Below are 18,406 nucleotides of genomic sequence, written 5' to 3' on the forward strand. Positions count from 1 at the left end.
TCACCGTTCGAACAACCGCGCCATCACGCTGAAGTAGTGGGTGGGCGCGATCCGGGCGAGCGCGTCGAACACGTACGCGTCCGGCCCGACCAGGATCCGCGCCTTACCGCGTTCGACCCCGTGGTGGATGATCTCGGCGGCCTTGTCCGGCGTGGTCAGCGCGACCTTGTCGAAGTCCGCCGCCATCTGCTCGTGCGACCGCCCGTGTCCGTCGGGGTCGCTGTGGATGCGGCCGTTGCGCACGATGTTGGTCTTGATGCCGCCGGGGTGCACGGTGACCGCCGAGACGCCGGTGCCGCGCAGCTCCTGCCGCAACGAGTCGGTGAACCCGCGGACGGCGAACTTCGCGGAGCAGTAGGCGCTGTTGTTCGGCATCCCGACCAGGCCGTACACGCTGGAGGTGTTCACGATGACGCCGTAGTTCTGCTTGACCAGCTGCGGCAGGAACGCCCGCGTCCCGTTCACCACGCCCCAGTAGTTGATGTCGAACAGCCAGGAGTCGTCCTCTGGCACCGCGTTCTGCACGCTCGTGGCGATCGCGACACCGGCGTTGTTGAACACCGCGGCGAGCGGCAGGTCGAGCCAGTCCCGCACTTCCGCGGCGAACCGGTGCACGTCCTCCGCGTCCCGCACGTCGAGCACCCGGCTGAGCACCGGGCCGTGCAACGACTTGGCGGTCTCCTCCAGCCCCTCCTCGTTGACGTCGGCGATGATCACCGGCGAGCCGTGCCGCGACAGCCGTTGCGCGAGACTGCGGCCGATTCCCGAAGCGGCTCCGGTGATCACTGCCGGACGACCGGCGATCTTTCGCACCATGTGACCAGTAGATCACCATGGGCAAGCGTCCTACTGGCGCAGTTCGGGGAACTCGTCGTCCCGCCACTCGCTGCCGGCGGCCCCGGACTCCTCGCGTGTGCGCAGGTCGACGCGTCGGATCTTGCCCGACACGGTCTTGGGCAGCTCGAAGAACTCCAGCCGCCGGATCCGCTGGAACGGCGCAAGGTTCTCGCGCGCGTGCTTCAGGATCGCCAGCGCCGTCTCCCGGTTCGGCTCCCAGCCCGCGCTCAACGCCACGTACGCCTTCGGAACGGCCAGCCGCAGCGGATCCGGTGCCGGCACGACCGCGGCCTCGGTGACGGCCGGGTGCTCGATCAGCACGCTCTCCAGCTCGAACGGCGAGATCTTGTAGTCCGACGCCTTGAACACGTCGTCGGTCCGCCCGATGTAGAACAGGTAGCCGTCGTCATCACGTGAGGCGATGTCGCCCGTGTGGTAGTAACCGCCGGCCATCGCCTCGGCGTTGCGTTCTTCATCCCCGTGATAACCGACCATCAACGACATCGGCCGCTCCCGGAGGTCGATGCAGATCTCGCCTTCCTCGGCCGGTTCCCCGCTGATCGGGTCGACGAGCACCACCGGAACGCCCTGCAACGGCGTGCCCATCGAGCCGAGCTTCACCGGCGCGCCCGGCACGTTGCCCACGGACAGCGTGGTCTCGGTCTGGCCGAACCCGTCCCGCAGCGTCAGCCCCCACTGCTTCTGGACCTGCTCGATCACCTCGGGGTTCAGCGGCTCACCGGCGGCCACGACCTCGCGGAGCGTTCCGGGCCCACCGCTCAGATCGGCCTTGATGAGCATCCGCCACACGGTCGGCGGCGCGCAGAACGTCGTGACGCCCTTGTCCCGGATCTGGCCGAGCAGCGCGGCCGCGTCGAACCGGCCGTAGTTGTAGACGAAGATCGTCGCTTCGGCGATCCACGGCGCGAAGAAGCAGCTCCACGCGTGCTTGGCCCAGCCGGGCGAGCTGATGTTGAGGTGCACGTCGCCGGGCTCGACCCCGATCCAGCGCATGGTCGTGAGATGCCCGACCGGGTACGAGACCTGGGTGTGCTCGACGAGCTTGGGGCGGCTGGTCGTGCCGGACGTGAAGTACAGCAGCAGCCGGTCGTCCGCCTTGGTCTTCGGGTGCGGCAACGGGCCGTCCGGTGCCTCGGCGGTCTCCGCGTAGTCGAGCCAGCCCTCGGCGCCACCCACGGCGATCAGCACCGGGCTGAGGTCGTCCTCGGCGAACTTCGAGGCGTCCTCGGTGCGCGCGATGACGTGCCGGACCGAGCCCCGCGCGAGGCGGTCCTGAATGTCAGCGGGTCCCAGCGCGGTCGTCGTCGGCATGATCACCGCGCCGAGCTTCATCACCGCGAGCATCGACTCCCACAGCTCGACCTGGTTGCCGAGCATGATCATCACGCTGTCGCCCCTGCCGACCCCGTGCCAGGCGAGCCAGCGCGCCACCCGGTTCGACCGTTTCCGCAGCTCGTCGAACGTGTAGGCGCGCTCGGAACCGTCCTGCTCGACGATGTGCAGCGCGGTGGCGGTGTTGCCCTCGGCGATGACGTCGAACCAGTCGTGCGCCCAGTTGAAGCTGCTCTCGAAGCTCGGCCAGGCGAACGACGCCGGGTCGGTGAGCATCAGGTCGCGGGCCGCGCGGTAGGTGTCGTGACTGGACATTTCACAGAGGGTGGAGAGGCCGGGGGCACCGGTATACCCCCGAACGAGGGTGCACCCCTTTTCGAGGGTGCGCTCGTCGGCGAAACTGCTGGACGTGCTGCCAGACCGTTTCCAAGCGCTGTTGCCGCAGCGCTTGGACATGCTCCGCCGTGCCACCGGGCTGCCCGTCGTGTTCGGCGGCGCCGTCACGCCCGCCCGTGACCTGTTGCTCAGCAGCTTTCTCGGCACGCACGGCACGTCGTTGCACGGCCTGCGCGTCGGCACCGGACGCGGACTGGGCGGCACGGCGATCGCGATGGGCACGCCGGTGCGGGTCAACGACTACGCCTCGACCCGCGCGATCACCCACGAGTTCGACCAGATGGTGGTCGTGAACGAACGCCTGACCTCGGTGTTCGCTTACCCGGTCACCGTTCGCGGCACGGTGCACGGCGTGCTCTACGGGGCCGTGCGCGGCCAGACGACAGTCGGTGACCGGTCGATCAGGATGGCCGGCGCCATCGCCCAAGGCTTCGCACAGGACCTGGACATGCCTTCACTGCAAACCCAAGCGGCCCTGCGCGAACTGGCCGAGGTCGCGCGACTCGTCGGCGATCCGGCGTTGCGCGAACGGTTGCGCCGCGTCCACCAGGATCTCGGCGGTGATCCACCTGTCACCGTCCCGAGCGGACTGACCCCGCGTGAACTCGATACGCTCCGGCTGGCCGCGGTGGGTGCGTCGAACCGGGAGATCGCCGCCGAGCTCGGGCTCAGCACCGAAACCGTCAAGGCCTACCTCCGGGGCGCGATGCGCAAGCTGGGGGTGCACAACAGAACCGCCGCCGTCCACGCGGCGAGGTCGACGGGAGCGCTCTAGAGATGTCGTTGTTCGAGAAGGCCGTCATCGGGACCGACCGCTTCCTGTACCGGCTGACCGGCGGCAAGGTCAGCACCGTCTCGTTGAGCAGGCAGAAGGGCCTGACGCTGATCACCGTGGGCGCCAGGTCCGGTGAGCGGCGCGAGAACCAGGTCCAGTACGTCGCCGACGGCTCCTCGATGCTCGTCATCGGCTCGAACTGGGGCAAGCCGCACCACCCGGCGTGGACCGCGAACCTGCTCAAGACCCCGGACATCCAGGTGAACGTCCGGGGTTCGGTGAGCGATGTGCACGCGTCGTTGCTGGAAGGCGCCGAACGCGAGGCCGCCTGGCAGAAGATGGTGGCGGCCTGGCCCGCGTTCGAGGACTACCTGGCCAAGTCAGGCGGTCGCGAGCTGCGGATCTTCCGCCTCACTCCGCGCTGACTCCCAGGCGAGCCAGACACAACCCGCGGCGAGCAGCACGCCGTGCGCGATCCGTGCGGCGGGCGGGGTGAAGAACTGCGGGAGGAACAACGCGAACCCCGCCGCGAACAGAATCGCCGCCGTGGTGCGGAGTTCGAGCGCGACCATGATCCCGGCGACGCCCATCGTCACGAGTCCGACGGCGAAAGTCGTTACCGCGACCGGGTTGTAGCGGATGGCTTCGGCGAGTTCCAGGACGTTCGGCTGCGCGGCGAGCTCGTGCAGGCCGAAGTCCTCGGCGCCGTAGTACGGCAGCGTGAGGCCGGCGCCGACCCAGAACGTGATCGCGGCCGTGCGGTGGATCCGCAGCAGTGCGATCGGCACCAGGATGAAGCCGATCATCGCGAACAGGTGCGACGCGACCCAGAGGTTCGAGCCCATCGCGGCTTGCGCGCCCTGCGTCGTCGTTTCGTCCTCCCACGGGCGTAATGCCGGGTACAGCAGGAAAAGCAGGCCCGCGGCGGTGAGCGTCCACTTCATGATTGCCCCCTGAGATCGGTGAGATACATCCGGACGAGCTGGTCGTAGGTGTCGTCGAGCCCTTCCGGCAGGCCGAAGCCGCCGCCGGACTCGATCGACGCGAAGCCGTGCACGATCACCCGCAGCCGTCGCGTGGCGTGGATGGCGTCGGACCCCTCCAGGCCGTAGCTCCGCAACGTCGCGAGCATGACCTCGATGAGCTTCACGCCCGCGGCCTGCTGCAGTTCGTCGTGCAGCGGATCCATCGGCATGGCGGCGTAGCGTTTCGGGCTTTCTCTTACGTACGACCGATATGCGTGCATCAGCGCTTCGACGGCCGCGTCGCCCGACAGACCGAGCACGGTCCGCGTGAACCGGTCGGTCATCTCCTCCAGCACCCGCACGCCGACGTGTCCGCGCAGTTCGGCGAGGCTCGCGACGTGCTTGTACAGCGACGGCGTGGCGACGCCGGTGCGGGCGGCGACGGCGGCGAGCGTCAGTCCCTCGACACCCTGCTCGTCGATCAGCTCCAGTGCGGCGTCCACGACCTTGGCGGTGGTGAGACGTGGGCGAACGGCCATAGCTCAAAAGCTAACACCATTAGCCTGTGCGTGTCCACCGCAGATTTTGTGAAGATCTTGCGGATTCACCGGCACGGGCGGTGCTTTCCGGCTATGAAGAACAAGTCATTCGCATCGGCATGGGGAGAATCCTTGCGAGTAGCCAAGTTTGTGGGGGCGGTCACCGTCGGCCTGGTGGCCGCGGCGACCATCACGGCTGCACCGGCCACCGCCGGACCGACGTTGCACACCTCGATCGACCCGGGCACCGTCCGGGAGTCGATCGACTACCTGAAGCACACGTACAAGGTCAGCGAGCGCGAGGCGTTGCGGAGACTCGAACTCCAGAACGACGCGGCGAAGCTGGAGGCGACGCTGAAGCGCGAGGCCGCCGGTGAGTACGGCGGCATGTGGATCGACCAGGAGGCGGGCGGCAAGCTCGTCGTCGCGATGACGAAGCCCGTTGCCGCGCAACGACACATCGCCTCCCTGCCGGACCGCGCGCACGTCAGCGTCCGCACGGTGAAGAACTCCCTGGCCACGTTGCAGGCGGCCCACGACCGGATCGCCAGGCAGGTCGGCGCGGGCGCGGAGTCGGTGTACCTGCCGGCCGTCAGCCAGACCGAGAACCGCGTGGTGGTCTGGGAACGCTCGTGGCTCAAGAAGCCCGCTGTGACGGGACTGGCCGAGACGCGCACGTTCGACGCGGACCCGAGCCTGGTCTCGGCCCGCACCCTGAAGCAGCCGACCCCGTACGCCGGCGACCCGGTCGACTGGGGCTTCTGCCACCCGTTGTACTGCACGAACCACGGCCCCATGCGCGGCGGCCTGCGCCTGGACATGACCCGTGACAACGGCACTGTGGGCGGCTGCACCAGCGGCTTCAACCTGCGCACGACCGGCGGGGCGTTCCCGAACGTGCCGTGGGTGCTGACCGCCGGGCACTGCATGGCGACCAAGACCAACAACGTGCCGACGCAGCACAACCGCCAGAACGTCGTGAACCAGCACGGCATCGAGAAGAACGCCTACCCGTACGACTACGCCGCCGTTCAGTACATCGACGCCACCACGGCGAACAAGTGGCTGGAGAGCCAGCCGAACCGCAACACGGTGCTGAAGTACTGCCGCAACGGCGGTCTGGACAGCAACGGCGACACCCCGTGCGGCCCGCAGGCGACCTCCGAGAACCAGGAGATCACCTCGGTCACCCCGCTGGCCCAGATCCTGACCGGCGCGATCGTGTGCGCCACGGGTTCCGGTTCCAGCGCGGTGAACTACCCCGACTCCTACGACAGCGGCGCCGGTGAGGGCTACCTCGTCGGCACCCGGTGCGGCCGCGTGCTCTCGACCGACGTCGGCATCAACACCGACCTCTGTGCCCGCGCGGGTGACAGCGGCGGCCCGCTGTTCAGCCAGGTCACCAAGTCGGGTCTCGGCATCCTCGAGGGCAGCCAGCAGTCGCGCAGCGGCGCCTGCCAGAACGGCGAGCTCAACAACTACTCGCCGCTCTCGACGATCCTGGAGGACCTGAGCGCCCGCCAGGCGAGCGGTGGCTCGACGTTCAACCTGATCACCACCCCGCAGGGCTGATCCACACCGTCTCCGGAAGGTTTCCGGACCTTCCGGAGACGGCTGGCCCACAACGTGAATCTGCTACCAGTACGTCAACATCGACGACTGCTGGGCGTTGCCGTCCCGTACGTCGAACGGCGACCTGGTGCCCGACCCGGCCCGTTTCCCGGGCGGTATCAAGGCTTTGGCCGACTACGGGCACGCCAAGGGCCTGAAGTTCGGCATCTACACCGAACCTGTTCGTCTCGTGAGGCCTCGACTACCTGAAGTACGACAACCGCAACAACCATGGCGTGGACGCGCGCGCCCGCTACCGCGCGATGCACGACGCCCTGGTTCGCACCGGCCGTCCGATCGTGCTGTCGATCGGCGAGTGGGGCGAGAACCAGCCGTGGCTGTGGGCCGCCGGCGCCGGGCACCTTTGGCGCACCACAGGCGACATCTCCGACAGCTGGTCGTCGATGCTGTCGATCTTCAAGCAGAACGTGGCGCTCGCGGGCCATGTCGTGCGTGCTTCTGGTGGCGTGCACGTGTTGTCCCGCCCGCTGGCCAATGGTGACGTGGCCGTGGCCCTGTTCAACGAGAACACCGCCGCCGCAACGATTTCCACTGATCTGCGCGAGGTCGGCCTCGGCGCGGGCACCTACTCGGTCCGCGACCTGTGGACCGGCGCCGTCGACACCACGGCGAGTTACGTGTCGGCCTCGGCGACGGCCGCGCCCTGACGGTGCAGGGCACCACGTTCCGCAAGGGGCTGGGCATGCACGCGTTCAGTGACGTCGAGTACCTGCTGGGCCGCCGCCGCTCCACCGTGACCGCCCAGGTCGGCGTGGACGGCGTGCTGCGCGCGGACAGCGGCGTCGTGACCGGCACCATGGCCGCGAAACCGGTGCAGGCGAACGTGTCCGGCGCCGACCAGGTCCGGCTGGTCGTGACAGACGGCGGTGACGGCATCAACTCCGACCACGCGGACTAGGCCGACGCGAAGGTGACGTGCTGAACCCGCTGGTCGAGACCTAGATCGTTTGGGAGCGCTCTCATCATGACAAGAACGTGAAAAGGTTTACACGTTGACCGAGAGTCACGGCGTGACAACACTTCCGAACCACTGGGCGCACAACTAAATCCCGGAAAGGTCGGTTCGATGCAGCGACGCATCGGGACGGCCCTCGCTGCCGCCTTGATGGTTGCCGCGGGGATCACCGTCGCCACCACCACCCAAGCTCCCCCTGCCAATGCGGCGGTGACCTGGGCCGACGAGTTCAACGCGCCCGCCGGCACCGGTGTCGACGGGGGCAAGTGGCAAATGGAAGTTGGCAACAACAACGGCAACAACAAAGAGCTGCAGTGGTACAAGTCGGGCACCTCGAACGCGGTGCACGACGGCAACGGCAACCTCGTGATCACCGCCAAGCGCGAGAACCCCGGCCAGCAGTGCTGGAACGGGCCCTGCCAGTACACGAGCGCGCGGATCAACACCGCGGGCAAGTTCACCCAGACCTACGGCCGGTTCGAAGCGCGGATGAAGCTGCCGCGCGGCCAGGGCATCTGGCCGGCGTTCTGGATGCTGGGTGCGGACATCAACAGCGGCAACCCGTGGCCGGGGTCCGGTGAGATCGACATCATGGAGAACCTGGGCCACCAGCCCAGCACCGTGTACGGCACGATCCACGGGCCGGGCTACAGCGGCGCGGGTGGCAAGTCCCACGCCTACAACGGCCCGAACTTCGCCGACGGCTTCCACAACTTCGCCGTCGACTGGCGTCCCGGCGAGATCGTGTGGTCGGTGGACGGCAACGTCTACGGCCGCAACACGCCGACCGACGTCAACGGCAACCCGTGGGTGTTCAACAAGCCGTTCTTCATCATCATCAACCTCGCGGTCGGTGGTGAGTGGCCGGGCTACCCGGACGGCAGCACGACGTTCCCGCAGCAGCTCGTGATCGACTGGGTGCGCGTCTCCAACGACAGCGGTCAGCCACCCGCCGGTGGCTCGGAGATCCGCGGCATCGGCGGGAAGTGCGTCGACGTCCCGTGGGCGAACACCGCCAACGGCACGCCCATCCAGATCACCGGCTGCAACGGCAACGCGGCCCAGAAGTGGAGCCGTCCCGGTGACGGCACCATCCGCGCGCTGGGCAAGTGCCTCGACGTCAACGGCGGCGGAACCGCGAACGGCACGGTGGTCCAGCTCTGGGACTGCAACGGTTCGCCTGCCCAGCAGTGGGCCGTCAGCGGGGCTCAGGACATCGTGAACCCGCAGGCGAACAAGTGCCTGGACGCCGTGGGAGGTTCCTCGGCCGACGGGACAAGACTCCACATCTGGGACTGTCTCGGCGTCGCCAGCCAGAAGTGGCAGGTATGAGGTTTCTCCCGGCCGGGTAGCGCATGACCTGACCGGGAGAATCACCGCGCTGGACGTTCGAACCCCTGCGGCGGAAGGGTTCGGCGTCCAGCGTTCTGTTATGCCAAGAGCCTTGCCACAGCCCAGTCCTGCACCGCGACCCCGACCGACTTGAACACGGTCCGGCCCTCCCTGAGCGGCGGATTCCCCAGCGCCGCACCGAGTTCGACGAGCGACTCCAGCCTGAGCACGCCACTCCGCACTGCCCGGATGATCTCCCCGGCCTCGCTCAGCGCGGCCTCGACCTGGTCCACCACCACGACTTCCGCGGACTCGAGCAGCGCCTGCGGCAGCTCCCGCATCACCGGCCGGTACGAGCCGATCGCGTTGACGTGCACCCGTTCCTGCAAGGCGTCGCAGGAGAACAGCGGCATCGTCGACGCGGTCGCGCAGCACACGACGTCCGCGCCCTCGACCGCTTGCTCGGCGTCCAGCGCCACGTCCACGACGGTGTCCGGCAGCTCGTCCTTCAAGCTGTCCAGCAACGCCTCGGCCTTCCGCGCGTTGCGGTTGTAGATGACGAGCTTCTTCAACGGCCGCACCGCGTGCACGGCCCGCACCTGGTCCGCCGCCTGCGCCCCGGCCCCGAGCAACGCGAGGTGCGACGCGTCCTCGTCGGCCAGCAGATCCGTCGCCACGCCGACGACAGCGCCGGTGCGCAGGGTCGTGAGCGGCACCGCGTCGGTGACGAACTGGCCGTCCGGGTGCGAGTAGACGATCGTGCCGGTGATCACCGGATCCCGCTCGATCTCGATGCTGATCACCTTGACCGCCGTGGACCTCGTCGGCTTGTGGTGCACCGACATCACGAGCGAGCGGCTGTCGCTGAACGCCTGCCGCGGCGGTAGCTCGAACTCCCCCGCCGTCAGCCCGGCGAACGCTGCGCGGACGGCTTCGATCGCTGCGGGCATGGTCATGGTTCGGATGGTAACGACCGGGCCGCGGCTGGGGTCCGCGGCCCGGTCGCGGGCACATCAGGTGCTCACGTGCACTCGAGTTCCATCTCGTCGAGGCGCACGAACTGAGCGGCTCCGCTGGTGGCGAAGATGGCCTGCACGTAGACCGTGTTGCGGCCGTTCAGGTTCACGTGCGTGACGATCTGCTGGTAGCTGTCGCCCTGCAGCCAGGGTGCTTCCGTGGCGATCATCTGCCAGCCGTTCGGGTCCCAGACCTGGAGCTCGACCTGGTTGGCCCGGCCGAGCGGGTTGGCCCAGATCCGCGCCTCGCAGTTGCCCCGCGAGCCCCAGCCGGACACGTCGACCTTGCGCCGGTTGGCCGCCCACCCGCCGTTCGAGTACAGCCAGCCGTTGACCGAACCGCGGAAGGCCACACCGGGCTCGCCCTGGTCGTCGTAGCCCGCCTGCGCGGCGCCGGACTGGCCCGGCTCCCAGCGGTTCCAGTAGGAACCTTCGAACCCGTCGTGCTCGTAGCCGCTCGCGTTCGCCGTACCGGTGAAGACGGCCACGGCGGCCAGCGCCGCTGCCGTCACTGCTGCTAAACGCATGTTTCCCCCTCCTGGGAATCCGACCTGACCAAGTTGACCAACCGGACGGGGGCGGCCGCGTCGGTACCGGCTGCGGAATTAGGGCGGCGACGTTGCGTAGTTAGCCGGAAACGGAATGGAGGTGGCGCCGGTGCGCGGGCAGCCCGAAAGCTGGAACCGTGACACCGCTCTTCGGACGAGACGACCAGCTGACCGAGTGGCGGGAGGCGCTGGCGAACGGCTGCTCGATGGCGATCCGCGGCGAGACGGGCATCGGCAAGTCACGGCTGCTGACGGAGTTCGCGCGGATCGCGAGCGACCACGGCCGCACCGTCCTGCGCGGCCGCGCCCTCACCGACGCCCTGCTCCCGGTCACGCGCCGCGGCTGGCCAGAGCTCCCCGCCTGCTACCGCGACGCCCTCGGCGAACTCGTCCCGGAATGGCGCACCGGCAGACCCGTCTCTTCCGACGTCCAGGCCGAGGCCGTGGCCCGGTTGCTGCACACGGTCAACGGCGTCCTGATCCTCGACGGCGCCTCCGCGCACCCCCACCTCACCGCGAGCGCCGTCGTCGTCACCTCCGAGCGAGCTCCTGCTGGCTCCGACCTGCTCCCGCGCCTGGCCGACGACGCCTCGCTGGCCCTGATCGACGCTCTGCACGGCTCACCGTCGTTGCTCACGCGCGCCGAGGGCCTCCCGCTCGCCATCGTCGAACTGTGCGCGACCGGCACCTCTCCCACCCTCAACGCCTTCACCGCCGCGGCTCTGGACTCGGCCGGTCCGGCCGCGGCGGAGGTGGCACACGCCGTCGCGGTCGCGGAGGAAGCCGTGGCGTGGCAGGACGTTCAGCCGCTCACCAGCCTCGACGCGGACACCGTCGCCGCCGCTCTGCACGAACTGACCACCGCCGGTCTCCTCGTGGGCGGCCAGACCCACTGCTTCCGGCACGGCCTGATCCGCGAAGCCGTGCTGCACCGCGCCTCCCCCACCCGGGCCGCGCGGACCCGCGTGCTGCTGAGCCGCCACCTGGCCCTGCGCTCGCCTGAACAGGCAGCGTTGGCGGCCGAGATGGCGCTGACCCTCGCGCCCAGCGACGAGATCCGCGCGGCCGCGGTGGACGCGCTCACCTCCGCCCTGGTCTCGCTCGGCCGTTTCGACGAGGCCATGACCCACCTCTCCTCGTCGGTCCCGACCCCGGAAACCCACAGCCGTGCCGCCCGTTGCGCCGTCGAACTGGGCGACCACACCTCGGCCGCGGCCCACCTCCTGGCAGGCGTCCCGGACGGCACCGAACTGCTCCTGGACGCGCGCGAGGCCATGACGGGCGATCCGGCCGACGCGGTGGAACCGTTGACACAGCTGCGTTCTCTTGTGTGCTGGCGTTCTCGTGCCGAGCTCGAACTGGGCGTGGTCGACTGCCTGACCGTGGCCAGCCCGTTCCGCCTCCAGCATGCTCGCGCGTCCGCCCACGGCACGTTGCTCTCGCTCGCGGACCACCACCTGTGGACGGTCGCGGCGTTGTCCGGCGACCCGCTCGGACCTGCCGCTCCCGCCACCGCGGAGCTGTGGCACGCACTGCTGGCGGCCGACCTCGCCGGAGCCCTCCACTACGCGGGCGCGCTGACGTCGTTCCCGGAGACCCGCGGCATCCGCGCGCTGCTTTCGTTCGTGGACCACGCGGACGCGTCCCTCGCCGCGGATCTGCTGGACCACGGCATCGGCTCCTGGACCAACCGCGGCCTGGCACACCTCGTCTTCGGCGAGGCCCGAGCGTGGGACGACCTGGACCGCACTCCCCTGCTGGCCGCCATGGGCGCCACGCTGACGCACGACGTCGCCCGAGTCACCCCCGCCCACGGCACCTTCGTCTCGCTGGGCAACGACCCGTGGCGCCGTCGCTGCGAGAAAGTCATGCGCGAAGCCGGCATCCCGATCCCACGCAGAGGCCGCGGCGACGCGCAAGTGCCGCCCCACCTGCGCGCGTTCGGCGTGACGAGCCGTGAGATGGACGTGCTGCTGCTCATCGCCCAGGGCACCACGAACGCCGACATCGCCGTGAAGCTGTCGGTGTCGCGGCGGACCGTCGACACACACGTCCGGAATCTGCTGGCGAAGACCGGCAGCACCCGCCGCACGAACCTCAGCGCGCTCGTGTGAAGGTTCTCCGCCGTAAGCACCCACCACACACACGAGCACATTTTCGCCATGGAGAACATGAATTCTCCGCTATTCCGCCGAATTCGCGCACAAAACCTCGCGTGGGCGGTAGCTTGGAGTTGTTCCAAGCGCGAACCTGATTCCGTGAGATTTCGTTGGATGCCCCACGGGGGGCGGCGTCACGCCATCCACGACGAGCCCGCCAGGGGGCAGCTCGTCGAGACACTCTGCGGCGATCCTGTTGTGCCACACCAGGTGAGCCTCTGGCGCGACAAGAACGTGTGGCCGACGTGCTGGGACTGCGACGGCGTCTGGCGTGAGAGCGAGGGGATCCTGCCATGGCCGCGGAAATCCTGACGGAGGACCTGCTCCGCATATCTCTTCAGCGGCTCTCGCGTGAGGTGGTGAAGAGTTATCCACAGTTCGGGGAGATGCTCGCGCAGAACATGTTGCGCACATGTGGGCTGATTCCCGACCTCAAGCGCGCGGAGCACTATCGGGAGCTGGGGACGCTCCTCATCGACCTCGGCCGGTTGTACCTGGCCGAGGCCGACGCGCTCACCACGGTGGAGGGCACGTAACCCGATCTCACGGACGAGGTTCCGTGCGTCTCATCCCTGGCGGTCGACGAGTTCGCCAATCTCGACTCGGCTGAGAAGGCCCCGAATGGCTGGTTCTGTGCTCAGGTCGATGGGCAGAAGCTCCTGCGTCGTACGTTTGAGATCCACCACGACTTCGGTGGCGGTGTCGTGGATGATGTTGTTGGCCTGGGCCTCGTTCCAGCGCACGGCAGCGAGGCGGTCACGTTCGAAGTGGGCACAGAACACCACGTCGATCTGGGGCGTGCCGTAGGAGTCGACGCGTGATTGCTGGAGCGCGACGACTCGCACGGCGGTGATTCCGGGCGCCACCGCCAGCGCCTCGCGCACCGTCAGGAGCATGTGCGAAGCCACCAGCGTGAGATGCAGGTTGTTCCGCTCCGTCTTGGTCAGTTTCTTCAGGCTGAGGTTGCCTGCCGCGGTCGTGGTCGGCTTCTTCTCCGGCACGATGTCGACCGTCGGCACCAGCACCACGGCGGTCAGCTCGGAGCCGCTCACCCCGACCGGCGCTGCGGGTGCTTCGTTGTCCTCGAAAGCGGCCGTGAGCACTTCGAGCACGACGGTCTCGTCGTTGACCCGCAAGGCGTCCCACCACTGGTCCAGGTCAGCCTGATGTTGGGCGTGTGCCGCTGATCGCCGAGCTGAAAGTTCCTGGATCTCGGCTGCGGCCGAGGCTTCCGCTCGGGCCTTGGCCTCCCGCCGAGCGGTCCGCTGGAAGAGACCGATGCCGGCCAGGGCGTGCTTGTGGTGCCTTCGTCTGACTTCGTCCGCTGTCACCGGCGGGGGTGCGGGGGCGATAGGCCGCGCGGCGGGCGGGAAGTCCTGGCGGTGCAGGTTGAGGATGTTGAACAGAGCGGCACGAAGTTGCCCGGCGAGCTCGGCCTTGGCGGCTTGCGCCAGTGTCCGCTGCGAGGTGCCAGCGGTGCTTCGGCTCGAAGCGCCACCGCTTCGCTGTCGCGTGCCGGACAGCGACGTGTAGAAACCCACGGGCCCGACGCCTGACGAGAATCCGGTCCGGCCGCCGCCGACGTGGAGTCGGGCCGCGCGAGGGCCAACGCTCGTACGGATTCCGCGGCTCGATGCTCGGACGCGCACACCAGGCGCGATCTTCACCGAGAAGCCCATGGTTGCCTCCACCCTTCAACGACTGGCCAGTTGATCGGGGGTGGAGGTGAAAGGGTTACAGCGGAAGACCTTTGCGCGGAACGAAGCGCCGCGCATCAGCCCGAGCAGTGTGTCTACTTGTCCGAAATCGCGACGGCGCGGCCGTTCGTGTCGAACTCGTGCGCCAGCGTCTTCAGGGCCTGGCCACCGGCGGCCCACGCCGCCGTCCAGGTGAGGCACTCCGCCGCGCCGTTGCCGCCGCGCTCGACCAGGTCGACGCCGATCTCGTCGAGCCAGTCCCACGACGTCCCGCCGATGCCGGCCAGGAAGGCCTCGTCCCACGTGCGCACCAGTTCGCGGATCGTGCCTTCAACACGAGCCCGTTCGTTGACCGACTTGATCCACGCCTGGCGCTCCTCCTCCGTGAGCACCTCGCCCGTCTCGGGCTCGCGGAATCCCGGCAGGTCGTGCGCCAGGCCGCCCGAACCCACGTAGAGCACCCGCTTGTCCGCGAAGAACTCGCCGACGCGGCGTCCCAGCGACGCCGCGCGGCGGAAGGACGCGTGGGGCGGCGAGGCGCAGTTGATGAAGATCGGCAGCACCGGCTTGGCGTCGATCTCGCCGAGCAGGTCGCGCGCCGTGTGGCCGAACGCGTGGTCCAGCGCGGCCTCGTAGGCGGTCGCGATGTCGAACTCCCCCGCCACCAGATCCGCGACCAGAGCGCGGCCCAGCGCGGAAGGCACGTCGTAGGCACCGGACGGACCGGCGACGTCGCCCTGAGCCGTGGCCGACAGCACCACGGCGAACGTCGGCACCACGGCGCGGAACGCACGACGGTGGTCCGTGCCGAAGAAGACCACGAGCTCCGGGTCGAACTCGTTCACCGCGGCACGAGCATCGGCGATCGCCTCGCGAACCGGGCCGAAAGGCGCGCTCGGCAGGGTGATCAGGTGCGAGGAGCAGACCGTCAGGCTATTCGTCACCGAGCCAGCATAAGACCGCCGAGCTGGGGCTTCCCGCACGATCGCCCGCGTTAGGCGTTTCTTCACCACCGCTCGATACGTTTCGCGGCGTGACGAGACGTGCACTCACGGTGATCATCACCGCTGCCCTCCTTGCGCCCGTTTCCCCTGCTCACGCCGACATCAGCAGACGCATCGAGACCGAGCGGACCGAGAGACCCGTCGCTCCCGGCGTCACCCTCAGCTCCTTCGACTGGTACGAACAGAGCGGCTGGATCCGCGGCGACGCGCTCGCCGTGGATCTCACCCGAGCCGAGGTCGGCTACGTCGACAACGGCACGGTCGCCCGGGCAGCTCCCCTCTCCAGCCAAACCAAGAACGCGGTCGCGGCGATCAACGGCGACTTCTTCGACATCAACAACAGCAACGCACCCGAAGGCGTCGGCGTCCAGGACGGGCAGCTCAGGAAGTCCGGCCAAGGCAGAGCGGTCGGCATCGACGCGGCCGGCGTGGGCAGCGTGATGGAGACCTTCTTCGAAGGCACGCTCAACGGCACGCACAAGCTGACGCAGCTCAACAGCGCGAAGATCGACGTGGACGGCATCGGTGTCTTCAACCCGTTGTGGGGCACCTACAGCAGGGCGCGCGCCACGCAAGGCGCGACGAACACGGCCGAAGTGATCGTGCAGAACGACATCGTCCAGGAAATCGGCAGCCCCAGTGGCAAGCCCGTCCAGGGCTACGCGCTCGTTGGCCGCGACAAGGGCGCCGACGTGCTCAAACAACTCAAGCCCGGCGACCACGTAGACATCAGGTACGAGAGCCGCACCAGCAACGGCAGCAAGCCGCGGACCGCGATCGGCGGGCGCCAGCTGCTCGTCGAGGACGGCAGGAACGTCGCGCCGACGGATCCGCCGCACCCGCGCACCGCCGTCGGTTTCTCCCAGGACGGCAAGAAGATGTTCATGCTGACCGTCGACGGACGGCAGGGCGCGTACCTGCTCGGCCTGAACCTCAAGGACCTCGCCGACGCCATGATCGAGCTCGGCGCGTACAACGCCCTCAACCTCGACGGCGGCGGGTCGTCGACCATGCTCGCGCGCGAACCTGGCACCACCGAGCTCAAGACGGTCAACACGCCCTCGGACGGCGCCGAACGCCCGATCCCCAACGGCCTCGCCCTCTACGCGCCACATGGCTCCGGCAGGCTCGTCGGGTTCGACGTGCAGACCGACGACAAGCGCGTCTTCCCCGGCATGACCCGCCGTATGACCGTGCACGGCTACGACGAGACGTACGGACCGTCCACCAACAACGAGCACATCACGCGCGCAACGGGTGGCTGGGCGATCGGCGACACCTTTCACGCGGCACCGCACACGGGACCGGCGAGCTTCACGGCGTTCCGCGGCCTCACCAACAACACCACCAAGCTCACGGTGCTGGGCAAGCTCGCGCGAATCGCTCCAGAAACCACCCGGACCAGCATGACCGTGAGCGAGCGGAAACCGTTGCGGATCAACGGTTTCGACGCGAAGGGCCACAGCGCGCCGATCGAACGCGCGGACCTGGACCTCGGCTACGACCGCGAGGTCATCGACATCTCCCCCGACCTGCAGATCACCGCGAAGAAAACCGGCGCCACCACGATCAGGGCGCGGGCACAGGGCGAGGAGACCCAGCTGGCGGTCACCGTCGGCGCGGACGAACAGCTGATCGCCGGCTTCGAAACCGACGCTCCACAGTGGACTTTTGGTTCGGCGCGCGACCGGCTCAGTGACTCCCGACCCCAACGGCCACACCGGCAACGCCCTGAAGCTGAGCTACGACTTCACGCAGTCGACCGGCACCCGCACCGCCTACGCCGTGCCGCCGAAGCCGCTGCAGGTCGACGGGCAACCCCTGTCGCTCGGCGCCTGGGTCAACGGCAGCGGCAAGGGCGAGTGGACGGCGTTCACCGTGACGGACGCGACGGGCCAGTCGAGGTCGCTCTACGGCCCGTACATCACCTGGAACGGCTGGAGACAGCTGGAGGTGCCCGTCCCCGCCGAGCTCAAGTTCCCCATCCAGGTCACCAGGTTCTACACGATCGAGACGAAAGCCGACCGCTCCTACCAGGGCGAGGTGCTCGTCGACGACATCACCGCGCGAGTCCCGCCGGAAGTCACCCTGCCACCCACGCCGGAGCTGCGCGAGGACGTGATCGGCCAGGCCGCCGGCTGGAAGTTCGCGGTCATGTCCGACGCCCAGTTCGTGGCGCGCAACCCCGACAGCGACCTGGTGAGGTCCGCCAGACGTGCGCTGAAGGAGATCAAGGCGTCGGGCGCGGAGTTCGTGGTGATCAACGGCGACCTGGTGGACGAGGCCTCGCCGGAGGACCTGAAGCTGGCCAGAAGAATCCTGACCGAGGAGCTCGGCGACTTCCCCTGGTACTACGTGCCGGGCAACCACGAGATCATGGGTCCGGGGACGATCGACAACTTCCGCCGCGAGTTCGGCGCCACCCACCGCACGTTCGACCACAAGGGCACGCGGTTCGTCCTGCTCGACTCGTCGACCGGAACCATCAGGGGCGGCGGCTTCGACCAGATGGAGATGCTGCGGCAAGCGCTCCACACCGCGGAGGGCCAGGCCGTCGTGCTGATGCACCACCCGCCGCGCGACCCGACGCCCGCGCACACGAGCCAGCTCTCCGACCGCATGGAGGCGGCGTACTTCGAGAGGCTGCTGTCCGAACGCGACAAGCCCACGGCGTTCATCGGCGGGCACGTGGGCGGCTTCTTCGCGTCCACAGTGGACGCAGTCCCTTACGTGGTCAACGGCAACTCCGGCAAGGCACCTGCCGAGGCGGGCGGGTTCACCGGCTGGACGCTCGTCGGCGTGACGGACCGAGGAGTGAAGGCTGAGATCCGACCCCATGTGGACGCACTCCAAGTGCAGGCGCCGGCGCACCTCCGGCTGGGCGAGCGGGAAACGGTTGCGGCGACGCTGAAACAGGGTTCGCGGACGTTGCCGGTGAAGTATCCGATGGGCGTGGTGTGGGAAGGGTCACCCGGTCTGCACGTGGGCGACGCGTCCGGGCTCAGGCCGTGGCACGTGGCGTGGCTCGATCCCGGCACCGGACTGCTCACCGCGATAAGGCCTGGTCAGGTCAAGATCTCGGTGACGGTCAACGGCGCGACGAGCAGCGAGGAAGTCCGCGTGAGCCTGCAGGAGGTGGCCTGACCTGGCCTTCACCGGTGCTGAGTGAGTGCGATGTGAGGCGGTGGGGGAAGATAC

The 18,406-nt window shown here is 68.5% G+C and carries 18 protein-coding genes and 2 pseudogenes; 12 read left to right on the forward strand and 8 right to left on the reverse strand.

All coding sequences use genetic code 11. The features are described 5' to 3' along the window. Both ABZX92_RS14240 and ABZX92_RS14245 read right to left on the reverse strand, forming a co-directional pair. On the reverse strand, positions 1-816 hold the full coding sequence (locus ABZX92_RS14240) for an SDR family NAD(P)-dependent oxidoreductase (RefSeq protein ID WP_355558210.1): 816 nt from the start codon (positions 814-816) through the stop codon (positions 1-3). Positions 817-846: 30 nt separating this feature from the next. Next, positions 847-2,505 carry an AMP-binding protein gene (locus ABZX92_RS14245; protein ID WP_355558213.1) on the reverse strand — a complete coding sequence of 553 codons (1,659 nt, stop codon included), beginning with the start codon at positions 2,503-2,505 and terminating at the stop codon, positions 847-849. Positions 2,506-2,599: 94 nt separating this feature from the next. On the opposite strand from ABZX92_RS14245, the gene ABZX92_RS14250 reads away from it, so the two are divergent. Continuing rightward, positions 2,600-3,361, forward strand: coding sequence for a LuxR C-terminal-related transcriptional regulator (locus ABZX92_RS14250; RefSeq protein ID WP_355558215.1), 762 nt, complete (start codon positions 2,600-2,602; stop codon positions 3,359-3,361). 2 nt (positions 3,362-3,363) lie between these two features. Continuing rightward, the gene (locus tag ABZX92_RS14255) at positions 3,364-3,786 is read left to right on the forward strand and encodes a nitroreductase family deazaflavin-dependent oxidoreductase (RefSeq protein ID WP_355558218.1); all 423 of its coding nucleotides are present in this window, start codon (positions 3,364-3,366) and stop codon (positions 3,784-3,786) included. Here ABZX92_RS14255 and ABZX92_RS14260 read toward each other — a convergent pair. Together ABZX92_RS14260 and ABZX92_RS14265 are read right to left on the reverse strand one after the other, a co-directional pair. Beyond that, on the reverse strand, positions 3,742-4,305 hold the full coding sequence (locus tag ABZX92_RS14260; RefSeq protein WP_355558220.1) for a hypothetical protein: 564 nt from the start codon (positions 4,303-4,305) through the stop codon (positions 3,742-3,744). The genes ABZX92_RS14255 and ABZX92_RS14260 overlap by 45 nt on opposite strands. Beyond that, entirely contained in the window at positions 4,302-4,865 is a 564-nt protein-coding gene (locus tag ABZX92_RS14265; protein ID WP_355558223.1) for a WHG domain-containing protein, read from the reverse strand. The genes ABZX92_RS14260 and ABZX92_RS14265 overlap by 4 nt, the downstream gene beginning before the upstream one ends. Before the next feature lie 132 nt (positions 4,866-4,997). Here ABZX92_RS14265 and ABZX92_RS14270 point away from each other — a divergent pair, with 132 nt between their 5' ends. The 5 genes and pseudogenes from ABZX92_RS14270 to ABZX92_RS14290 all read left to right on the forward strand — a co-directional run bounded on the left by ABZX92_RS14270 (position 4,998) and on the right by ABZX92_RS14290 (position 8,784). After that, positions 4,998-6,437: a trypsin-like serine protease gene (locus ABZX92_RS14270; RefSeq protein WP_355558225.1), complete on the forward strand. Its 1,440-nt coding sequence runs from the start codon at positions 4,998-5,000 to the stop codon at positions 6,435-6,437. A 97-nt stretch (positions 6,438-6,534) separates the two neighbouring features. After that, a pseudogene (locus ABZX92_RS14275) lies at positions 6,535-6,594 on the forward strand (hypothetical protein); the annotation flags it as partial. A gap of 118 nt (positions 6,595-6,712) precedes the next feature. After that, positions 6,713-7,144: a hypothetical protein gene (locus tag ABZX92_RS14280; RefSeq protein ID WP_355558227.1), complete on the forward strand. Its 432-nt coding sequence runs from the start codon at positions 6,713-6,715 to the stop codon at positions 7,142-7,144. Positions 7,145-7,146: 2 nt separating this feature from the next. Then, entirely contained in the window at positions 7,147-7,395 is a 249-nt protein-coding gene (locus ABZX92_RS14285) for an NPCBM/NEW2 domain-containing protein (protein WP_355558230.1), read from the forward strand. A gap of 207 nt (positions 7,396-7,602) precedes the next feature. Next, on the forward strand, positions 7,603-8,784 hold the full coding sequence (locus tag ABZX92_RS14290; RefSeq protein WP_355558285.1) for a family 16 glycosylhydrolase: 1,182 nt from the start codon (positions 7,603-7,605) through the stop codon (positions 8,782-8,784). A gap of 98 nt (positions 8,785-8,882) precedes the next feature. Here the strand turns inward: ABZX92_RS14290 and ABZX92_RS14295 are convergent, their stop codons facing one another. Together ABZX92_RS14295 and ABZX92_RS14300 are read right to left on the reverse strand one after the other, a co-directional pair. After that, entirely contained in the window at positions 8,883-9,740 is an 858-nt protein-coding gene (locus ABZX92_RS14295) for an ornithine cyclodeaminase family protein (protein ID WP_355558232.1), read from the reverse strand. Positions 9,741-9,805: 65 nt separating this feature from the next. Further along, on the reverse strand, positions 9,806-10,327 hold the full coding sequence (locus tag ABZX92_RS14300; protein ID WP_355558234.1) for a hypothetical protein: 522 nt from the start codon (positions 10,325-10,327) through the stop codon (positions 9,806-9,808). A 158-nt stretch (positions 10,328-10,485) separates the two neighbouring features. Here ABZX92_RS14300 and ABZX92_RS14305 point away from each other — a divergent pair, with 158 nt between their 5' ends. The 3 genes from ABZX92_RS14305 (at position 10,486) to ABZX92_RS14315 (ending at position 13,043) form a co-directional block, all read left to right on the forward strand. Then, a complete protein-coding gene (locus ABZX92_RS14305; protein ID WP_355558236.1) occupies positions 10,486-12,462 on the forward strand; it encodes a LuxR family transcriptional regulator in 1,977 nt (658 codons plus the stop codon). A gap of 159 nt (positions 12,463-12,621) precedes the next feature. Then, positions 12,622-12,819 carry a zinc finger protein gene (locus ABZX92_RS14310; RefSeq protein WP_355558239.1) on the forward strand — a complete coding sequence of 66 codons (198 nt, stop codon included), beginning with the start codon at positions 12,622-12,624 and terminating at the stop codon, positions 12,817-12,819. Further along, positions 12,801-13,043 (forward strand): hypothetical protein, encoded by a 243-nt coding sequence (locus ABZX92_RS14315; protein ID WP_355558242.1) that lies wholly within the window; start codon positions 12,801-12,803, stop codon positions 13,041-13,043. Before ABZX92_RS14310 ends, ABZX92_RS14315 begins: the two co-directional genes overlap by 19 nt. A gap of 30 nt (positions 13,044-13,073) precedes the next feature. Here ABZX92_RS14315 and ABZX92_RS14320 read toward each other — a convergent pair whose 3' ends face one another. Together ABZX92_RS14320 and ABZX92_RS14325 are read right to left on the reverse strand one after the other, a co-directional pair. Then, complete coding sequence (locus tag ABZX92_RS14320; protein WP_355558245.1) at positions 13,074-13,643, reverse strand: hypothetical protein; 570 nt, start codon at positions 13,641-13,643, stop codon at positions 13,074-13,076. Between the two features lie 656 nt (positions 13,644-14,299). Continuing rightward, positions 14,300-15,148 carry a hypothetical protein gene (locus tag ABZX92_RS14325; RefSeq protein WP_355558248.1) on the reverse strand — a complete coding sequence of 283 codons (849 nt, stop codon included), beginning with the start codon at positions 15,146-15,148 and terminating at the stop codon, positions 14,300-14,302. A 500-nt stretch (positions 15,149-15,648) separates the two neighbouring features. Here ABZX92_RS14325 and ABZX92_RS14330 point away from each other — a divergent pair. After that, positions 15,649-16,251, forward strand: a pseudogene (locus tag ABZX92_RS14330) (phosphodiester glycosidase family protein); the annotation flags it as partial. 652 nt (positions 16,252-16,903) lie between these two features. Then, positions 16,904-18,352 (forward strand): metallophosphoesterase, encoded by a 1,449-nt coding sequence (locus tag ABZX92_RS14335; protein ID WP_355558250.1) that lies wholly within the window; start codon positions 16,904-16,906, stop codon positions 18,350-18,352. The last annotated feature ends 54 nt before the right edge of the window (positions 18,353-18,406 follow it).

The sequence above is a fragment of the Lentzea sp. NPDC006480 genome (genome assembly GCF_040611995.1).
GTDB lineage: Bacteria > Actinomycetota > Actinomycetes > Mycobacteriales > Pseudonocardiaceae > Lentzea.